The sequence below is a fragment of the uncultured Sphingomonas sp. genome (assembly GCF_913778135.1).
GTDB lineage: Bacteria > Pseudomonadota > Alphaproteobacteria > Sphingomonadales > Sphingomonadaceae > Sphingomonas.
Window position 1 is genome coordinate 1 of record NZ_CAJYVU010000112.1, and the last position, 17,034, is coordinate 17,034.

Consider the following 17,034-nt stretch of genomic DNA (forward strand, 5'->3'; position numbering starts at 1 on the left):
CCCATCTCGAAGGCGAGGTCGATGAAATTGTCCTCCAGCCGGATCGTCGTCTGGCACACGTCGGCGATGTCGTCCTTGACCGCCTTGGTCAGGCACTGCCGCTCGGCGCAGAAGGCGTGGAACATGCGGATAATGCCCTCGCAATGCAGGCTCTCGTCGCGCACCGACCAGCTGACGATCTGCCCCATGCCCTTCATCTTGTTGAAGCGCGGGAAGTTCATCAGCATCGCGAACGACGCGAACAGCTGCACGCCCTCGGTGAAGCCGCCGAACATCGCCAGCGTGCGCGCGATATCCTCGTCCGAGTCGACGCCGAAGTTCTGCATGTAGTCATGCTTGTCCTTCATCTCGGCATATTCGAGGAAGGCGCCGTACTCGCTCTCGGGCATGCCGATCGTGTCGAGCAGGTGGCTGTAGGCCGCGATATGGACCGTCTCCATGTTGCTGAACGCGGTCAGCATCATCTTGATCTCGGTCGGCTTGAACACGCGGCCGTATTTCTCGTGATAGCAGTCCTGCACCTCGACGTCGGCCTGGGTGAAGAAGCGGAAGATCTGCGTCAGCAGGTTGCGCTCGTGATCGGTCAGCTTCTGCGCCCAGTCGCGGCAATCCTCGCCCAAGGGCACTTCCTCGGGCAGCCAGTGGAGCTGCTGCTGGCGCTTCCAGAATTCGAACGCCCAGGGGTATTCGAATGGCTTGTACTGCTTTGATGCGTGGAGGAGGGACATGTGCGGTTACTCCGACAGGATGGTGTTGAGGTGGTGGCCGGCGACGCCGAGCGTCAGCGCGCCGAGGAAACAGTCGCGCGCACCCGCGAGCGCGGCGCGGGCGGGTAGCGCGCGCGGCAGGTGGCGGCGGCGCAGTTGCACGAGGCCGAGCGCGAACAGCAGCGCGCCCGCGACCAGCAATGCCGCGGTGGCGAGAAGCGCGAGCGGGTGCCTCACAGCGCGTCGCGCTCACCGGCGTGGGTGACCGCCGCATCGTCGCCGCTCCACTGCTGCATCGCCGCCGCGCTCATGCCCAGCACCGCGCCGCCCGACAGCAGCATGATGCCGACCATGCGAAACACGTAGACCTTGGCCGGGCCGCTCGGGCGGGTGAGCAGGAGCAGCAGCCCTGCGCCGGTGAGCGCGAGCACGCCTGCGACCGCGTACATGATGATGATCTGCCAGCTCATGCCGCGCGCACCGATGCGTGCGCGGGCGATGCGACCAACGGCCGGGTCGTGCGTTCCGCCCCCGAACCCATCAAGCAAGGAGTGACACGATGGTCGACGCCAGCCAGATCAAGGAACATGCCGAAGTCATCGGTGCCGACGGCACGCACGTCGGAACGGTCGACCACGTTCAGGGCGACCGTATCAAGCTGACCAAGAACGACTCGCCGCAGACACAGGACGGGCAGGGCGCGAAGCACCATTACATCTCGCTCGGCCTCGTCGCCGATGTCGAGGACGGCAAGGTGCGGCTGTCGGCGAACGGCGCCGAGGCGGTGCAGTTCGAGGACTCGGAGTAACGCACGACGCCCCTCGCGGGCACGTGCAGCCCCGGTTCGCGTGCCCCGTGCGGGCAGGCGGGCCGGGGTTTTCGTTATGCGCCGCATCGATCGACGGCCGCGCGCACACGGCAGCGCGACGCGCGCGGAGTGCGCAGCGGCGTGCATCGTGTTTCGGCTCGATTCGACCAACATATGCTCCCGGCGTGAGGCGGCGAGACGCTCGTCGACCTTCCCACGGACGATACGGGAAAGCGGGTCGTATCACCACCCCGCTCCGTGCTCCGCAGCAACGTTTTTCTGTGCACAAATCGGCTATGTAGGTGTGGGTGGCGGGATCGGACGCTAAATATAGTAAGTGCCGTGGTGGCATGCGCCGACGCTAGGCGCTTGGCGGGCGGGCGGATGTACCTGTTATGTTCACGTGCGCGATCGAGTCGGGTTGGGCGGCACGCACGCAGGGTCGGCTAGGTGCGATACGTCCTGCGGTGCAATGAAGGGCACCGTGCTGTCCACGGCACTAAAGGCTGGGCTTAAGAGCGAGAGTTGGAGCGGCGGGCGAGCGCATGCTGCCGGCGCGTCGATCGGCGACCGGCTTCACCGCGCTCGGGAAGGCGCATTCTACCTGGGTGCGCTGGGAGGTCCGCCGCGCACGCCGATGCGTTGAGCGCTCATCGGCCGCTACCCTGCCACGATCACGCGACAGGGGTCACATAATGACTCAACGAGCGGCGTATTTGACCGGAACCAGCGGATCGCCGCACTTCTTGACGTTATAGTCGCTGCCCTTCCAGCACATCTTCTCGAACCGCGGCAGCGTCGCGGGCAGGGGGCGGCCGGTGCGCACGATCGCCTGGTCGCCCCAGGGTGTCAGGCTGTTGCGCAGCTCGCGCATGCGGTCGAGCGACAGTCGGGTGAACTGGCCACGCGGGCTGAACAACGCCTCGCGGCCAATATCGCCCGCGACCCGGCAGAAGTTGAACTGCGAATTGACCGTCGCGAAGCTGGAATAGGTGCGGGTGCCGAACTGGTCGAGCGCCTGCTGGCCTTCCTTCTTGGTCTTGGCGGTGCGCATGAAATATTTGGTCAGCGTGTCGTACGAGGACTTCAGCTCGGCCTGATGGTCGGTCAGCAGCGCATTGTACTTGTCGACCGTCAGCAGCGTCGGCTCAAACTGACATTGCAGCGCGGCGACATTGAGCGCGGCGCGCATCTTCCATGCTACGCCTGCATGCTGCTCCGCATCGGTCGCGCCGGGCAGGACCTGGCCTACATCGGGCTCACTGCCCGTGATCGCCGGGCCGCTCAGGTCCTTGTGCTGCAGATAGAATTGCGCGGACGCCGATACGCTGGACAACGCGCACGCGGTTGCGGCGCACACGCCGACGAACCGAACCAACCCCATGTTCCGAAACTCCTCGCCCGCGCGACCCCGTTTTCGCGCCCTGATGCGTCAGGCTTTTACCAACGTTGGTTAATGCGCCCAAGCGTTTTCTGCCATGATTTGCTGGCGTTCCGTCGCAAAACGGAGACGCGATCGAAACGATTTCTGCCTGCGTGCGTGTGCTCGGGCTGCGGCTGCGCCTTGATCGCGATCAGTCGGATTTCTCGTCGGCATGGCGCCGGTGTCGGTGGATCGGACAACGAAAAAGGCCGCCCGGTCGCCCGGACGGCCTTTCGCATCGTAAGTGCCCGACGGGCAGATTACATCGCGTTGGTCGTGGTCGTCGTGGTCATGGTGTTCGACATCATCATGTCGTTGCCGCCCATGCCGGCGCCCATCGTGTCGTTCGCCATCATGCCGCTGTTCATGCTGCCGTCGACGGCAGTCATGTTGTCCGACATGGTGTCCATGCCCTCGGTGGCGTTCATGTCGGTGATCATGGTGTTGTCAGTGGTGGTCTCGGTCTTCGAACCGCACGCCGAAACCGCGAGTGCGGCTGCCGCGAGTGCCGAGCCGGTCAGAACCTTGGTGATGATGGCACGCATGAATTTTGCTCCCTAGACTGCAGATTTGGAGACCGTTGGGGTCGTGAAATTACCCAAATCAGGTACGATGGTAATCGGTACGCGACCACCCCTCAAGCCTCGATTTCACCGCGACAAGAAAGGCTTTGGAGAAAAGGTCTGGCGGTGAACGCTAGCGCGGCATCGAAGGTTGCATGGCTCGTCGGTTTTTCAAGCGCTTGCGCGCTTGTCACCGGGTAATCGGCGATGCCGCACGGCACGATCCCGCCGAAATGCGACAGGTCGGGAGAGAGATTGACCGCGAAGCCGTGCAGCGTGACCCAGCGGCGCACGCGGATGCCGATTGCGCCAATCTTAGCCTCCTGTCCCGATCGGTCGTGCGTCCAGATGCCGATGCGGCCGGGCGCGCGGAAACTCTCGATCCCGACCTCGCCCAAAGCCGCGATCACCCATCCCTCGACCGCATGGACGAAACAGCGCACGTCGCGCCCGCGCTTGTTCAGATCGAGCACCAGATAGCCGACGCGCTGGCCGGGACCGTGATAGGTGTAGCGTCCGCCACGTCCCGCCGGCATCACCGGAAAGCGCGCGTCGACCAGCTCGGCCGGATCGGCACTGGTGCCCGCGGTATAGACGGGCGGGTGTTCGAGCAGCCAGATCAGCTCGCGCGCCTCGCCCGCCGCAACCGCGGCGGCGCGCGCCTCCATCTCGGCCAGCGACTGGTCGTACGGCGTCAGCCCCGGCGTCACGCGCCATTCGATATCGTCAAGTCCGGTCACGTCGCCCCAAATGCGATGTGGCCGGCGCGTTGGCAATGATCCGGCCCGTGTCAGCGCCTGCGAAAGCGCGCCTCCTGCCCGACTGGCATGCGCGCGGCGGATCGGCTACGCCGCGGCGGCGATTAACGGGGGTGACGATGGCAGGCGCGCGCATGGGGGTGGTGTGGGACCGCACGGTCGATGTGCTGCAGGGGCGCAGCGGCATCCTGGCGCGGTTGGCGATCCTGTTCCTGTTCGTGCCAGGCGTCCTGAGCGCCGCAGTGAGCAGCGCGGCGACGCCCGGCACGCCGCTGGCGTTCGTTTCCTCGCTCGTGTCGATCGCGGCCAGCATCATCCTGATCGCGGGCGTGCTCGCGATCACCGCGGTGGCGAGCGACCCCGACGTCGACGCGGCACAGGCGACGCGGATCGGCGTCGAGCGGTTGCTGCCGGCGCTGGGCGCGATCGCGCTCATCATGATCTTGCTGTTCGTTGTCATGATCCCGATCACGCTGCTGATCATGCACGCGGGCGCGACGTTCAATCCCGCGACCGGTCGCTTCGACCTGGCGCGCGCGAGCGGCAGTGCGCTGCAACTGGCGGGGGTGATCGGGCTGCTCGCGCTGATCGTCGGGCTGTGGCTGACCGCCAAGATCGCGCCCTTGTTCGCGGTGATCGTCAACGAGCGTCGCGGGCTGGGGGCGTTCGCGCGCAGTTTCCGCCTGACGCGCGGCTCGGCGCTGCGGCTGATCGGCGTCATCATCCTATACGGCATCGTCGTGATCGTCGCGGTGATGGCAGCGACTGTAGTGGCGGGAATCGCCGCGCGGCTGCTGCTCGGCCCCGACGCGCCCGGTGGCGTCGCGTTTGTGACCGGCGTCGCCTCGTCCGCGGTCACCGCGCTGCTGACGGTGGTGCAGACGGTGTTCTACGCGCGCTTCTACGTCGCCGTGCGCGAGCATGACGAGCCCAAAACGGACACGCCGCTCGAACCATGACGCTTACCTTCTCGCGGCTGCTCGCCGATGCCTGGTCGCTGTTCCGGCGGCAGGCCGACCTGATCCTGCGCATCGCGCTGCCGCTGGTGGTGTTCCCCGCCTTCGCGGTGCAATTGCTGTGCGATCCCCTGCCGCCGCTGCCGCCGCCCCCGCGCGATCAGCCGATGCTGGAAGCGTGGATCGCGCAGGTCGGCATCTGGGGACAGACGAACGCGATCTGGTACCTGCTGGCGGACGCGGTCAGCGTGTTCGGCTTGGCGGCGATCGCGATCCTGCTGCTCGATCCTGATCGCCCGGTGGTGGGGGGCGCGCTTCGCACCGCGGGCACGCGACTGGTACCGTTCATCCTCGCCAGCCTGTTGATCGCGGTGCCGGTCGGCATGGGCATGTGGCTGTTCGTGCTGCCCGGATTGTGGGTGCAAGGGAGGCTATCTGCGGTGATCCCGCTGCTGGCGCGTGCGCCCGGGCAGCGCGTGATCCCCGCGATCCGCACGTCGTGGCGCGCGACGCGCGGGGCGGGGTTCGCGCTCGCCGGCGCGGTCGTGTCGGTGTTCCTGCTGCAATGGCTCGCGATCGTGCCGCTTCTCTCCGCGGACGAGTGGCTGCGCGCACCGGGCAACGACAATCCGCTGGTGCTGAGCCTCGTCGACGCGCTGATCTCATTGCTCGGCGGTGCGTACCACCTGGCGGTGCTGATGATCGGCGTCGCGGCCTATATCCGGCTGGCGAGAAAGGGCAGCTGAGGCGCGGCAGTCTCAGGCAGCAGCCCGAGCCCACGCGGATCGGGAAAGGTCTCGATCGTGCGCCTGATCGCGACAAAGCCCTGCGCACGGTAGAAATTGAGCGCCGACGGATGGTCGAGCGTGCAGGTGTTGAGCGCAACACGGGTCACGCCACGCACCCAGGCGCGCGCCATCGTCTCCGCCATCAACCAGCGTCCCAGCCCTTGCCCGGCGAGTTCGGGCACCAGCGCGAAATAGGCGATGTCGCACGCGCCTTCGTGCCGGAAATCCAGCTCGACCATGCCGACCTCGATCCCGGCGGCGTCGACCGCGGCGAAGACCTGCACTCGCGGATCATGGATGATCGCGGTGAGCGCGGCGTCATCCATCACCAGCCGCGAATACCACAGCCAGCGCTGCCCGACGCGGCGGAACAATTCGCGGTACTTGGGCGGCGTGGGTTCCACCCAGCGCACCAGCCGCAGCCGCGACGGCGGGGTAGGGCGCAGCGGCGGTCGGCGCGTCATCTCCAGCGTGGTGACGATCGTCGCCAGATCGCCCTCTGGCACCGGGATCAGCGCCACGCCGCTCAGTCCCAGTTCGCGATCGGCGGCAGGCTCATCAGGATCGCGTCGATGTTGCCGCCGGTCTTCAACCCGAACAACGTGCCGCGATCGTAGACGAGGTTGAACTCGGCATAGCGTCCGCGCCAGCGGCGCTGCTCGGCCATGTCGTCGGCGGTGAAGGCGTCGTTCATGCGCCGACGCACGATCCGCGGGTAAGTGTCGAGAAAAGCCCGGCCGACGTCCTTCGTGAACGCCAGATCGCGCGCGAAATCGTTCTCGAGATGATCGTAGAAGATGCCGCCGACCCCGCGGTGCACCTTGCGATGGGGAATGTAGAAATACTCGTCCGCCCATTCCTTGAAGCGCGGATAATAGCCCGCGTCGTGCGCGTCGCACGCGGCCTTCAATGTTGCGTGAAAGTCGTCGGTGTCGCCCTCGACCGGCAGCGGCGGATTGAGGTCGGCGCCGCCGCCGAACCACTGCTTGGTCGTGCGCAGGAAGCGCGTGTTCATGTGCACCGCGGGCACGTGCGGGTTCGCCATGTGCGCGACCAGGCTGATGCCGGTCGCGAAAAAGCGCGGATCCTCGCCCGCGCCGTGGATCGTGCGCCCGAACTCGCCCTCGAACGTGCCGCCGACCGTGGACACGTTGACGCCGACCTTCTCGAACACGCGGCCCTTCATCACGCCGCGTACGCCCCCACCACCGGGCTCACCCGACGGGTCGGCGCGGTCCCAGGCGATATAGTCGAACGTCGCATCCGACCCCGCCTCGCGCTCGATCGCCTCGAACTCGGCGCAGATCAGGTCGCGCAGATGCTCGAACCAGGTGCGGGCTTGGGTCTGTTGGTCGTCGAGCTGGAACATGGGCGAGCGCCTTAGCGGGCGAGGGAGCCTTACGTCGAGGCGGCAGAATGTCTCATGCGGGCCAGCCGTCGGTCTGCCGCATCGCCTCGCCCAGGATCATCGCGCACGACACCGCGACGTTCAGCGATCGCATACCGCTACGCATCGGCACCCGCACGCGCAGGTCGGCGCGCGCGTGCACGTCGGCGGGCACGCCCGCGCTCTCCGACCCGAACAGCAGCACGTCGTCGGCGGCGTAGCGCGCCTCGGTGTACGGCACCGCGCCGCTGGTCGTCGCCAGCACCAGCCGCGCGGACGAGGCGGCAAGGAACGCGTCCCAGTCGACGTGCCGGGTCACCTGCGCGGCGGCGGCATAGTCCATGCCCGCCCGCGCCAGCGCACGGTCGCTCCACGGAAAGCCCATCGGCTCGATCAGGTCGACACCCGCATCCATGCACGCGGCGAGCCGCAGGATCGTCCCCACATTGCCCGCGATATCGGGTTGAAACAGTGCGATCCGCATGACGGGATCATTACCCCGGTCTTTCCGCATCCGCAAAATGGGATTGGCAAAGCGCGGAGGGCTTGGCTATCAGGCCATGAGAGGACCGGCCAAGGGGATGGCCGGCCGCGAAGGGGGGTACGCGGGCGTCCATTGCTCGCCACGTGCCCCGCAGGGCAATGCAAGGGCTCGTGTGAATGGCGACTGTCGACGATCGGCTTCCTCCGGGTGAGGACCCCGCGCTCCTCGCGGACGATACCTTCCACGACCCGCGCCGTCGCGACTTCATCAACATCGCCGCCGTCTCGTTCGCAGGCGTCGGCGCGCTGGCGATCGTGCTGCCGCTGATCAACCAGATGAACCCCTCGGCCGACGTGCTCGCGCTGTCGACAACCGAGATCGACATCTCCAAGATCGAGCCGGGGCAGGCGATCAAGGCGTCGTTCCGCAAGCAGCCGCTGTTCGTGCGCAACCTGACGCCAAAGGAAATCGCCGAGGCCGACGCGGTGCCGGTGTCGTCGCTTCGCGATCCGCAGACGCTGGAAGAGCGCACCAAGGCGGGCAAGAAGAACTGGCTCATCACGCTGGGCGTCTGCACGCACCTGGGCTGCGTGCCGCTGGGCGCGGGCGAGGGCGAGAACCGCGGTCCGTTCGGCGGATACTTCTGCCCGTGTCACGGCTCGGCCTACGACACCGCGGCGCGCATCCGTCAGGGGCCGGCGCCGAAGAATCTGGTCGTTCCCGAATATACGTTCAATTCCGACACCGTCGTGACGGTGGGTTGAGGTAGCAGCCATGAGCTTTCCCTGGGCCAAGCATTATGAGCCGAAGCAGCCGCTGATGCGGTGGGTGGACGAGAAGCTGCCGCTGCCGCGCCTCGTCTACAACGCGATCGGCGCCGGTTATCCGGTGCCGCGCAACCTCAACTATTTCTGGAACTTCGGCGTGCTCGCGGGCGCGGCACTGGTGTGCCAGATCGTGACGGGCGTCGTGCTCGCCATGCACTATGCCGCCAACGGCGGCGTCGCGTTCGGCTCGGTCGAGAGCATCATGCGCGACGTCAACGCGGGCTGGTTCCTGCGCTACGCGCACGCCAACGGCGCGTCGATGTTCCTGGCCGTCGTCTACATCCATATCGGCCGCGGGCTCTATTACGGCTCGTACAAGGCGCCGCGCGAGATGGTGTGGTTGCTGGGCGTGGTCATCTTCCTCTTGATGATGGCGACCGCTTTCATGGGCTACGTGCTTCCTTGGGGGCAGATGAGCTTCTGGGGGGCGCAGGTCATCACCGGCTTCTTCTCGGCCATCCCGCTGGTGGGTGAGACGATCCGCGTGTGGCTGCTCGGCGGGTTCGCGCCCGACAATGCCGCGCTGAACCGCTTCTTCTCGCTCCACTATCTGCTGCCGTTCGTCACCGCGGGCGTCATCATCCTCCACATCTGGGCGCTGCACATTCCGGGGTCGAACAACCCGACCGGCGTCGACGTCAAGGGCGAGCAGGACACGGTGCCGTTCCACCCGTACTATACGGCCAAGGACGGCGTCGGCGTCGCGGTGTTCTTCCTGATCTTCGCAGCACTCATCTTCTTCTCGCCCAATCTGCTCGGTCACCCGGACAATTACATCGAGGCGAACCCGCTCTCGACCCCGGCGCACATCGTGCCCGAATGGTATTTCCTGCCGTTCTACGCGATCCTGAAGAGCTTCACCGCCGACTTCATCCTGCCGGCGAAGCTGTGGGGCGTGCTCGCGATGTTCGGCTCGATCCTGCTTTTGTTCTTCCTGCCGTGGATCGACTCGTCGCCGGTGCGCTCGGCCAACTACCGCCCGACCTATCGCTGGTTCCTCGTCGTGCTGCTGCTCGACATCCTGGTGCTCGGCTACGTCGGCGGTGCGGAGGCGACCGCGCGCAACGTCATCATGGGGCAGATCGCGGCGGGTTATTATTTCGCGCACTTCCTCATCATCCTGCCGCTGATCTCGGCGTCCGAGCGTCCGCGCCCGCTGCCCAACTCGATCACCGAGGCGGTGCTGGCGAAGCACGCAGGCACCTCGCCCGCCAAGACCGCGATGGCCGGCTGAGCCGAGCAGCGACGAAAAGGGGATACAGAACACAATGGCTCGTCTCATCTCGATCGTGATCGGCGCGGCGTTCGTCTTCGTGCTGGCGATCGCGCTGTTCGGCACCGCGAAGACCGCGATCACCGAACCGGCGGCGGAAAGCGCGGAACACGTCTTCCACCTGCATCCCGAGAGCATCGGGCTGCCGTCGGCCGGGCTGTTCGGCAAGTTCGACCGCCAGCAGGTTCAGCGCGGATTCGCGGTCTACAAGGAAGTGTGCGCCGCCTGCCACTCGCTCAAATACGTGGCGTTCCGCGACCTGACCAAGATCGGCTATACCGACGCCGAGGTGAAGGCGATCGCCAACCAGTGGGTGATCGAGCAGCCGAGCGTGAACCCCGACACGGGTGAGGCGACGACGCGCAAGAACCTGCCGTCCGACCATTTCCCGTCGCCGTTCGCGAACGAGGTCGCCGCGCGCGCCGCCAACAACAACGCGCTGCCGCCGGATCTGTCGCTGATTACCAAGGCGCGCGAGGACGGCCCGAACTACGTCCACGCGCTGATCACCGGCTATCGCAACCAGCCGGCCGAGCTGCTGAAGGAGTTCCCGGGCGCCAAGACCCCGCCGGGGCTGCACTACAACCCGTATTTCGCCAACCTCAACATCGCGATGCCGCCGCCGCTGACCGCGGACGGGCAGGTGACCTATTCGGACGGCACCAAGGCGACCCGCGACCAGATGGCGCGCGACGTGTCGGCGTTCCTGACCTGGACTGCCGAGCCTAACCTTGAGGCGCGCCACGCCGCAGGGCTCGCCGCGGTGATCTTCCTCGTGATCTTCGTGTTCCTGACCTGGGGCGCGTACCAGAACGTGTGGCGGGGCATCGAGCACTGAGCGCGCGCTAACGGCACGCGCTCCGGCCGGCGGCGCCAAAGCGCCGACCGACGACGCGGGCTTCGCCCGCGGCGCTCTCCCGACCAAACAGGCCGAAACACGGCCGGGGCAGATGCTCCGGCCGTTTTCGTTTGCGCCTCTGCTCAAATTAACGACCGTCGCATCACAACTCGCTCCGGCCGTCCCGCGCATCCGTCACTCCCGCCCTTGCACTCCCCCGCCGCACCGCCGACAAGCCCGCGCATGGCAAATGACGACCTCCGTGCGCTGATCCGCACCATCCCCGACTTCCCGAAGCCCGGTATCCAGTTCCGCGACATCACGACGCTGCTGCTGTCACCCACCGGCCTCGCCACTGCAGTCGCGCGGATGGTGGCGGCGATCGACGGACCCGTCGACCTCGTCGCGGGAATAGAGGCGCGCGGCTTCCTGTTCGCCGCCGCGCTCGCGGTGCCGCTGAACGCGGGCGTGCTGCTGATCCGCAAGGACGGCAAGCTGCCCGGTGCGACGATCGCGGAGGATTACGCGCTCGAATACGGGCAGGACCGGATCGCGATCCACGCCGACGCCTGCGCGCCCGGCGCCCGCGTTCTGCTGATCGACGATCTGATCGCCACCGGCGGCACCGCGCGTGCCGCTGTCCGCCTGCTGCGCAAGGCGGGCGCGACCGTCATGCAGGCGCAGTTCCTGGTTGATCTGCCCGACCTCGGCGGCGCCGATGCACTCAGAGCCGACGACATCCGCGTCGACGCGCTGGTTTCGTTCCCGGGCCATTAAGGAACAACGACATACCGCCTCCGTTCTACGACGAGCAGCGGCGCGTACCGGCCGCGTTCCTGTGTGCGGGAGAGATATGATGAACCTGAAGCGGATCGGCATCGTCGCGCTACTCGGCAGCCTGGGCCTCGGCCTCGGCGCCTGCACCGACGGCTATGGCTATAGCGGGGTCAACGTCGGCGTCAGCAGCGGCTACTACGGTGACGGCTATTACGGCGACGGCTACTACGGTGGCGCGGGCTATTACGGCGATCCGTATTACGGCGGCGGGTTCGTTGGCTACAATCCGGGCTATTACGGCTGGTACAACAATTTCTATTATCCCGGCACGGGCGTCTACGTCTACGATCGCGACCGCCGTCCGTACCGCTGGAACGACGGGCAGCGCCGCTACTGGCAGGGTCGTCGCGGCAACGCGCAGGTGCGGCAGAACTGGGGCGATTTCGGTCGCGACGTTCGGCGCGAACGGCGCGACTATCGCGGCGACATCCGCGACAACCGGCAGGCGTATCGCAACGGCCAGATCACGCGCGACCAGTTCCAGCAGGGCCGCCGCGACGCGCGGCGCGAATATCGCGGCGACGTGCGGCAGGACTATCGCGAGCTACGCCAGCAGAACCGTGCTGAAGGGTTCCGCACGCCGCGGCCGCAAGGTGCGTTCCAGCCCCGTCCCGGCGGACGCGGCGACGGCTTCCGCGGACGCGGCGGTGGTTTCCGCGGCGGGCGTGGTCCCAACCCGCGCTGAGCCGTTGCGAGGTGGGGCGATGCATCGTCGCTCCACCGGCTAGCCGGTTCGTGCTACTGTTCACTCGAATTGACAATAAGTCCAGGTCCGCTCGCCGGATCATCGGCGGAAGCCGGCGGGTTACGGTTCCAGGATACAAATGGGGTAGGTCGGCCGATCGCCCTTCATTGCGAAAAGTCGTTCATACGACGAAATTCGTTTGATCGAACGTCGATTGCGGGTCTCAGTGTTACCTTTCCGCTGCTTCCTACCGGAACGCAGCGCCAGTGGTCGGGACCGGCCTGAAGAGTTGGGCACGGTCGGTCCTGTCGGTGCAGGCCGACCCGCCGCGAAGCTTCAGCTTCTCACGCAAGATCGTGTCAGCAAGCGTTCACGCTACGAGCCAGTCGCCGCCTGCTTGCCGATGCGAGAGTGTGTGAAACGCCCCATCGGCGCAGTTCTTCCGTATTGCAGCAGGATACCGCCACCGACGATCCATCTCGTTGAGTAGGCGGTCTACGCACCCGACCACACCGTTGGCTCAGCGCCGTAGTATACTGCGAAACGGCCGGTCATCGCCGTCGAGATCGCGGCCAGCCGGTAGGCCGAGCAGGTCGCGCAGGAGCGGCGCCACGTCGACATTGTCGAAGTCGCCGATGCGCTTGCCGCGCGCGAACGCGGGTCCGTTGGCGATGAACAATGCCCGCATGTCGGGCGCGTCATTGTCGTAGCCGTGGTTGCCACCCTCGCGTGGGTTCGCGGGCGTCGTCTTCTCGAGCGCCCACGCACCCTCGGGCCCGTCATCGGCGAGGCACAAATATGGCGGCACGCGAACGTTGGCGCCGTAGTGGAAGCGTGCGGGAATGCTGCCCTTGGCCCAGCACGTCATGTGCGCGTGCGGTTTGAGCAGCGCGGCGCGCACCGCGGCATCGCGCCCGGGCGCGGGGTAGAAGGTTGCGTACGGACCGGCCTCGAACACGCGCGCGTCGACGGGAGGCAGGATGCGGTCGAGCGCGACGACGCGCGTGCTGCTGGTCGCCGCCATCCCGTGGTCGGCGACGATCACGAGGTTGGCGGGCTGGCCGAGCGCCGCGAGTCCCGCCACCAGTTCGCCAATCCGCGCGTCGACCTCCGCCACTGCCTGCGTCGTGCGCGCGTCGCCAGGACCGAACGAATGACCCGCGCTGTCGACCGTGTCGAAATACAGCGTGACGAGCTGCGGTCGCGTGGCGGCGGGGCGACGCAGCCAGTCGAGCACCGCGTCGACGCGCTGGTGACCGGTCACCGCCTGGTTGAACTGCTGCCAGTCGCTCGGCCGCGTGCCGCCGTCGACCGCGCCGTGATTGCCGCTGCCGCGCACGCCGCCCCACGCAACATTCGATCCCGGCCAGAACATCGTCGCGGTGCGGAGGCCCGCCTTTTCCGCGGTCACCCAGATCGGCTCGGCCGCGTTCCACCAGAACGGGTCGTCGCTCTCCATCGTGAAGGTTTCGCCCGGCCGTGCGGGGTCGATGAAGGAATTGGCCACGATGCCGTGCCGATCGGGGCGCAGGCCCGTCACCAGCGTCCAGTGGTTGGGGAATGTCTTGGAGGGAAAGCTCGGTCGCATGTCCGCCGACACGCCGTCGGCGGCGAGCCGCGACAAATTGGGCGTCACCCCGCGCCGAAGATAATTGGGGCGAAAGCCATCGATCGACACCAGAATCGTGACCGGCGCACGCGCCTCCGCCCGCGCGGACGACGGGATGGCGGCGGTCGTGTAGGGCGCACCGGTAGCGGGCGGCGCCGGCTGCGTCACCGGCGACAGCGCCGGGGGCGTATAGGGGTAAGCGCACGCGCCCAGGGCAGCGAGCGCGGCGAGCGGGAGGACCGGGCGCAGCATCGTGCGCGCTCAATAATCCTCGCCGCAGTCTTTGTCTCGCACGATGCTTGAACGGCCGCGGCGAAGCGTAACCCGGAAGGCCGACCGGCCCGAGCGGGCGACGACGCACCCGCTCGAGCAATCGTGCGCCATTGCTGCGGCTAGCGGCGGCGGCTCACAGCCCCACCGCCAGCTTGGCGAACAGCGTCCAGCTGACCGGCGTGCGCCCATAAGCATCGTCGAGCGCGTCGGGCTTCGCGTACGCCGCCACCGTGCCGCCGAGTGCCACGCCCAGCGGACCCACGATCGGCAGGCGATAGGCATATCCCCCCTCCGCCTTGGTCACGCGAAAGCGACGATCGTGCAGCGGATCGTCGTGGTCGGGGAAGAGCTCGTCGTTGGCGACGTTCTCGAGCCGTACGAAGACCGCGTGGCGCGGCGTGATCTCCCACGTCGCCTCGGCCAGCCAGGCGTTCAGCACGTCACCCGGCTGCCGGTCCTTGCGCGACCAGGCGAAGGTGGTCGAGACGCCGTTCTGCGCCCATTGCACGCTGGCGGTGGTGCGGTTCTCGTCCTCGCCGGGATGCTGGGCCTCGGGTTCCTTCAGGTGCGCGTGGCTGACCTGCACCGCCAGATAGGGTGACGGCGTCCAGGTGCCGCGCAGGCTCCACGAATCGAGCCGGATAGGGTCGATGTCCCAGCGCCGCTCGTCGGGCTCACGCCCCTTGAACCACGATCCCTCGAGCTGGACCCTGGGCGCGGACAGGCCCGCGGTCACCACGCCGTAGGTGATGTGGGTCGAATCGAACCAGTGGTGCGTGATCGGCGACAGCGGCTGGTAACGAGCCGAGCCGCGATGCATGAACGCCGAGGGCCCGAGCGCGGGCTCGCCGACCGGTCCGCCGTAGAGGAACAGGCTGGTGTCGCCGTCCAGACGATAGTCAAGCCGCGCGGCCAGCTCCATGAACAGGTCGTGCGGGTGCTGCCGGTCGACCAGTGGCACGCCATTGGCGGTCTCTCCGGTCGCGAACAGATTGGGATAGCCGCGCCGCCCCATCAACGGCTCCAGGCTGCCCATGCCGCGCAGCTGCAGGTGGACGCGGTCGGACAGGTCGCGGTCCGCCATCAGCATCGCCATCGACTGCACGAACGCCATGTTGCCGCCGCGCGGACCGCCCTGATCGGTCAACGTGCCCCAGGCATAGCCGTGCGCCATCACCATCCAGTCGCCGACGGAAAACATCGCGCCGCGCATCGGGCCTTCCGCAGCGGGCAGTCGCGCGGTGCCGCTGCCGGGCGTGTACCAGCCGCCCGCGGTCCCCATCGTCATGCCCGACATCGCCGCACCGACCGGCGCGTGCGCCAGCGCGGCGTCGCTGGCCTGTCGCCACGCCGGCGGCGCGGTGAAGGACATGGCATGATCCATTCCGGCGTGCGCCCCGCCCATGTGGTTCATGCTCGACTGGTTCATCGCGGAATGGTTCATGCCGGGGTGATCGATGCCCGCGGGGCTCGCGCCGCGATCGCCCCCGCCGCTGTTCGCCGCATCACTGGTCGCAATGTGCATCGACGCGTGATCCGGCGTCGCGGTGCGCTCGCTCGCCGGCGCAGGGTGATCGCCGTGGCTCATCGTCTCGTTCGCATCGACAGGCACCTGCGTGGCTGCGGCAGATGCGGGCGGACGCGACACGCGCGTGCGTGCGGGAGCGGCGCGGCGCTTGGCGGTAGCGGTCTTAGCAGGTGCCTTGGCCGGCGTGGCGATGGGCATCGGCATGTCGTGGTGGTGCTGCGCGCTCGCCGCGAACGGCAGCAGCGCGCCCGCCGCACAGGCGGCGAGCAGGAGGGGGCGGTACATGAGAGAACTCCGAGAAAAGAAAGGCGTGACGCGGGCGCACGAGCGCCCGGGCGGTCACGCCTTCTTCGGCGGAGGTGGTGTCGGGCGCAGCGCCTCGCCCGCCACGAACGCGGTGGCGATCACGGGCAGCGCGCGCGCCGGCGGCAGCAGCGTGCCGCCCACCGGCGTGCCGAGCAGCATGTCGGGCGGAATGCAGCCGAGGCAATCGTGCGGCGCGGCCGGCGCTTGGTGGTGATCGCCGCGCGTGCCGCGATGATCGCTCGCCGCCGCCATCGCCGCGTGAGCGACGGGCGTCCCCGCGTCATGGCACGCCGGCCGCGCCGTGGCGGGCAGCGCGACGAACAGCGCGAGGAGCAGCAGCAGGCGACGGAGCACGACGGTCCTCTACCGCCAAACGCACCGGCTGACCATTGGGGACGAACGCGGACTCCAGCCCGGCGCAAGGCTCATCATCAGCCCCCGTTGCGCCCCACCGCTCGCGGGAACGTGCCGCACCTTCGCGCTTTGTAGCGCCCATGCGATTGCTCTTCCTCGCGCTGCTGATCCCGCTGGCTGCCTGCGGCAAGGGTGGGGACGACAAATCGTCGGGCGCCGGCGGCAAGGGTGGGGGCAATGCGTCGGCCCCGGCACCGCTCGCGACCCCGACCGGCCCGCCGCCCAAGACCCCCGTGATGCAGGTGACGCCCGCAGCCGGCAAGCAGCCGCAGTGGCTCGAGCCGCGTTCGGACGCCAAAGCGCCGAAAACCGCGCCTTACGGCAATCTGCTCAACCAGCCCGTCGTCGACGCACCGCGACGCTGAACCTGTCTCAGCAACGCGAGCGGTCGCGCCGGTCCTTCGCTTCTCGCTCACGCCACAACAGCGGCGCGGCACCCAGGACGTAGCCGAGGAAAACGGCCTGGAACGCCACGCCGATCGCGAACCGCTCGAGACCCAACACCTGCCACGCATAGACGTTCGCCGTCACATCGGCGATCATCACCGCCGCCGCCATCACCACGCCGCC

General features: G+C 67.6%; 22 protein-coding genes. 9 read left to right on the forward strand and 13 right to left on the reverse strand.

Translation table 11 applies throughout. From position 1 onward, the window contains the following. The 3 genes from QZ847_RS10355 to QZ847_RS10365 all read right to left on the reverse strand — a co-directional run. The coding region (locus QZ847_RS10355; protein WP_294356277.1) for a ribonucleotide-diphosphate reductase subunit beta at window positions 1-728 on the reverse strand (728 nt) is incomplete at its 3' end. A 6-nt stretch (window positions 729-734) separates the two neighbouring features. Then, the gene (locus QZ847_RS10360; RefSeq protein ID WP_294356279.1) at window positions 735-944 is read right to left on the reverse strand and encodes a hypothetical protein; all 210 of its coding nucleotides are present in this window, start codon (window positions 942-944) and stop codon (window positions 735-737) included. Beyond that, the gene (locus QZ847_RS10365; RefSeq protein WP_294356282.1) at window positions 941-1,177 is read right to left on the reverse strand and encodes a hypothetical protein; all 237 of its coding nucleotides are present in this window, start codon (window positions 1,175-1,177) and stop codon (window positions 941-943) included. The genes QZ847_RS10360 and QZ847_RS10365 overlap by 4 nt, the downstream gene beginning before the upstream one ends. Window positions 1,178-1,266: 89 nt before the next feature. Here QZ847_RS10365 and QZ847_RS10370 point away from each other — a divergent pair, with 89 nt between their 5' ends. Beyond that, a complete protein-coding gene (locus QZ847_RS10370; RefSeq protein ID WP_294189848.1) occupies window positions 1,267-1,515 on the forward strand; it encodes a DUF2171 domain-containing protein in 249 nt (82 codons plus the stop codon). Window positions 1,516-2,215: 700 nt separating this feature from the next. Here QZ847_RS10370 and QZ847_RS10375 read toward each other — a convergent pair. From QZ847_RS10375 to lipB, 3 genes are all read right to left on the reverse strand, one after another. Continuing rightward, window positions 2,216-2,899 carry a hypothetical protein gene (locus QZ847_RS10375; RefSeq protein WP_294189849.1) on the reverse strand — a complete coding sequence of 228 codons (684 nt, stop codon included), beginning with the start codon at window positions 2,897-2,899 and terminating at the stop codon, window positions 2,216-2,218. A 299-nt stretch (window positions 2,900-3,198) separates the two neighbouring features. Further along, complete coding sequence (locus QZ847_RS10380) at window positions 3,199-3,483, reverse strand: hypothetical protein (protein ID WP_294189850.1); 285 nt, start codon at window positions 3,481-3,483, stop codon at window positions 3,199-3,201. 92 nt (window positions 3,484-3,575) lie between these two features. Then, a complete protein-coding gene (gene lipB / locus QZ847_RS10385) occupies window positions 3,576-4,241 on the reverse strand; it encodes a lipoyl(octanoyl) transferase LipB (protein WP_294356284.1) in 666 nt (221 codons plus the stop codon). A 137-nt stretch (window positions 4,242-4,378) separates the two neighbouring features. Here lipB and QZ847_RS10390 point away from each other — a divergent pair, with 137 nt between their 5' ends. Both QZ847_RS10390 and QZ847_RS10395 read left to right on the forward strand, forming a co-directional pair. After that, window positions 4,379-5,218, forward strand: a complete 840-nt coding sequence (locus QZ847_RS10390; protein ID WP_294356286.1) for a hypothetical protein — start codon at window positions 4,379-4,381, stop codon at window positions 5,216-5,218. After that, window positions 5,215-5,961, forward strand: a complete 747-nt coding sequence (locus tag QZ847_RS10395; protein ID WP_294356288.1) for a hypothetical protein — start codon at window positions 5,215-5,217, stop codon at window positions 5,959-5,961. Before QZ847_RS10390 ends, QZ847_RS10395 begins: the two co-directional genes overlap by 4 nt. On the opposite strand, the gene QZ847_RS10400 is transcribed toward QZ847_RS10395, so the two are convergent. The 3 genes from QZ847_RS10400 to QZ847_RS10410 are packed head-to-tail and all read right to left on the reverse strand — an operon-like array spanning window position 5,931 to window position 7,874. Beyond that, window positions 5,931-6,524: a GNAT family N-acetyltransferase gene (locus tag QZ847_RS10400; protein ID WP_294356290.1), complete on the reverse strand. Its 594-nt coding sequence runs from the start codon at window positions 6,522-6,524 to the stop codon at window positions 5,931-5,933. The two genes, QZ847_RS10395 and QZ847_RS10400, sit on opposite strands and share 31 nt — an antisense overlap. Before the next feature lie 5 nt (window positions 6,525-6,529). Further along, window positions 6,530-7,372: an oxygen-dependent coproporphyrinogen oxidase gene (gene hemF / locus QZ847_RS10405; protein WP_294356292.1), complete on the reverse strand. Its 843-nt coding sequence runs from the start codon at window positions 7,370-7,372 to the stop codon at window positions 6,530-6,532. Between the two features lie 52 nt (window positions 7,373-7,424). After that, on the reverse strand, window positions 7,425-7,874 hold the full coding sequence (locus tag QZ847_RS10410; RefSeq protein WP_294356294.1) for a tRNA (cytidine(34)-2'-O)-methyltransferase: 450 nt from the start codon (window positions 7,872-7,874) through the stop codon (window positions 7,425-7,427). 176 nt (window positions 7,875-8,050) lie between these two features. On the opposite strand from QZ847_RS10410, the gene petA reads away from it, so the two are divergent. From petA to QZ847_RS10435, 5 genes are all read left to right on the forward strand, one after another. Next, a complete protein-coding gene (gene petA, locus QZ847_RS10415; protein WP_093005398.1) occupies window positions 8,051-8,638 on the forward strand; it encodes a ubiquinol-cytochrome c reductase iron-sulfur subunit in 588 nt (195 codons plus the stop codon). 10 nt (window positions 8,639-8,648) lie between these two features. Beyond that, window positions 8,649-9,935 (forward strand): cytochrome b N-terminal domain-containing protein, encoded by a 1,287-nt coding sequence (locus QZ847_RS10420; RefSeq protein WP_294356296.1) that lies wholly within the window; start codon window positions 8,649-8,651, stop codon window positions 9,933-9,935. Between the two features lie 34 nt (window positions 9,936-9,969). Next, on the forward strand, window positions 9,970-10,812 hold the full coding sequence (locus QZ847_RS10425; RefSeq protein ID WP_294189858.1) for a cytochrome c1: 843 nt from the start codon (window positions 9,970-9,972) through the stop codon (window positions 10,810-10,812). 243 nt (window positions 10,813-11,055) lie between these two features. Further along, window positions 11,056-11,589: an adenine phosphoribosyltransferase gene (locus tag QZ847_RS10430; protein ID WP_294356298.1), complete on the forward strand. Its 534-nt coding sequence runs from the start codon at window positions 11,056-11,058 to the stop codon at window positions 11,587-11,589. A gap of 79 nt (window positions 11,590-11,668) precedes the next feature. Further along, window positions 11,669-12,334 (forward strand): hypothetical protein, encoded by a 666-nt coding sequence (locus QZ847_RS10435; RefSeq protein ID WP_294356300.1) that lies wholly within the window; start codon window positions 11,669-11,671, stop codon window positions 12,332-12,334. Window positions 12,335-12,854: 520 nt separating this feature from the next. Here QZ847_RS10435 and QZ847_RS10440 read toward each other — a convergent pair. The 3 genes from QZ847_RS10440 to QZ847_RS10450 all read right to left on the reverse strand — a co-directional run bounded on the left by QZ847_RS10440 (window position 12,855) and on the right by QZ847_RS10450 (window position 16,404). Further along, window positions 12,855-14,195 (reverse strand): ectonucleotide pyrophosphatase/phosphodiesterase, encoded by a 1,341-nt coding sequence (locus tag QZ847_RS10440; RefSeq protein ID WP_294356302.1) that lies wholly within the window; start codon window positions 14,193-14,195, stop codon window positions 12,855-12,857. Between the two features lie 154 nt (window positions 14,196-14,349). Beyond that, window positions 14,350-16,029, reverse strand: a complete 1,680-nt coding sequence (locus QZ847_RS10445; RefSeq protein WP_294356303.1) for a hypothetical protein — start codon at window positions 16,027-16,029, stop codon at window positions 14,350-14,352. A gap of 54 nt (window positions 16,030-16,083) precedes the next feature. Beyond that, entirely contained in the window at window positions 16,084-16,404 is a 321-nt protein-coding gene (locus QZ847_RS10450) for a hypothetical protein (protein WP_294356306.1), read from the reverse strand. A gap of 140 nt (window positions 16,405-16,544) precedes the next feature. Here QZ847_RS10450 and QZ847_RS10455 point away from each other — a divergent pair, with 140 nt between their 5' ends. Beyond that, a complete protein-coding gene (locus tag QZ847_RS10455) occupies window positions 16,545-16,829 on the forward strand; it encodes a hypothetical protein (protein ID WP_294356308.1) in 285 nt (94 codons plus the stop codon). Between the two features lie 7 nt (window positions 16,830-16,836). Here QZ847_RS10455 and QZ847_RS10460 read toward each other — a convergent pair. Continuing rightward, on the reverse strand, window positions 16,837-17,034 hold a 198-nt coding region (locus QZ847_RS10460), incomplete at its 5' end, for a hypothetical protein (RefSeq protein ID WP_294356310.1).

Coding starts and splice junctions, on each gene's coding strand:
- QZ847_RS10365 (WP_294356282.1), bottom strand. CDS start 1,177: ATGAGCTGGCAGATCATCATCATGTACGCGGTCGCAGGCGTGCTCGCG.
- QZ847_RS10370 (WP_294189848.1), top strand. CDS start 1,267: ATGGTCGACGCCAGCCAGATCAAGGAACATGCCGAAGTCATCGGTGCC.
- QZ847_RS10375 (WP_294189849.1), bottom strand. CDS start 2,899: ATGGGGTTGGTTCGGTTCGTCGGCGTGTGCGCCGCAACCGCGTGCGCG.
- QZ847_RS10380 (WP_294189850.1), bottom strand. CDS start 3,483: ATGCGTGCCATCATCACCAAGGTTCTGACCGGCTCGGCACTCGCGGCA.
- QZ847_RS10390 (WP_294356286.1), top strand. CDS start 4,379: ATGGCAGGCGCGCGCATGGGGGTGGTGTGGGACCGCACGGTCGATGTG.
- QZ847_RS10395 (WP_294356288.1), top strand. CDS start 5,215: ATGACGCTTACCTTCTCGCGGCTGCTCGCCGATGCCTGGTCGCTGTTC.
- hemF (WP_294356292.1), bottom strand. CDS start 7,372: ATGTTCCAGCTCGACGACCAACAGACCCAAGCCCGCACCTGGTTCGAG.
- QZ847_RS10410 (WP_294356294.1), bottom strand. CDS start 7,874: ATGCGGATCGCACTGTTTCAACCCGATATCGCGGGCAATGTGGGGACG.
- petA (WP_093005398.1), top strand. CDS start 8,051: ATGGCGACTGTCGACGATCGGCTTCCTCCGGGTGAGGACCCCGCGCTC.
- QZ847_RS10420 (WP_294356296.1), top strand. CDS start 8,649: ATGAGCTTTCCCTGGGCCAAGCATTATGAGCCGAAGCAGCCGCTGATG.
- QZ847_RS10425 (WP_294189858.1), top strand. CDS start 9,970: ATGGCTCGTCTCATCTCGATCGTGATCGGCGCGGCGTTCGTCTTCGTG.
- QZ847_RS10430 (WP_294356298.1), top strand. CDS start 11,056: ATGGCAAATGACGACCTCCGTGCGCTGATCCGCACCATCCCCGACTTC.
- QZ847_RS10435 (WP_294356300.1), top strand. CDS start 11,669: ATGAACCTGAAGCGGATCGGCATCGTCGCGCTACTCGGCAGCCTGGGC.
- QZ847_RS10440 (WP_294356302.1), bottom strand. CDS start 14,195: ATGCTGCGCCCGGTCCTCCCGCTCGCCGCGCTCGCTGCCCTGGGCGCG.
- QZ847_RS10445 (WP_294356303.1), bottom strand. CDS start 16,029: ATGTACCGCCCCCTCCTGCTCGCCGCCTGTGCGGCGGGCGCGCTGCTG.
- QZ847_RS10455 (WP_294356308.1), top strand. CDS start 16,545: ATGCGATTGCTCTTCCTCGCGCTGCTGATCCCGCTGGCTGCCTGCGGC.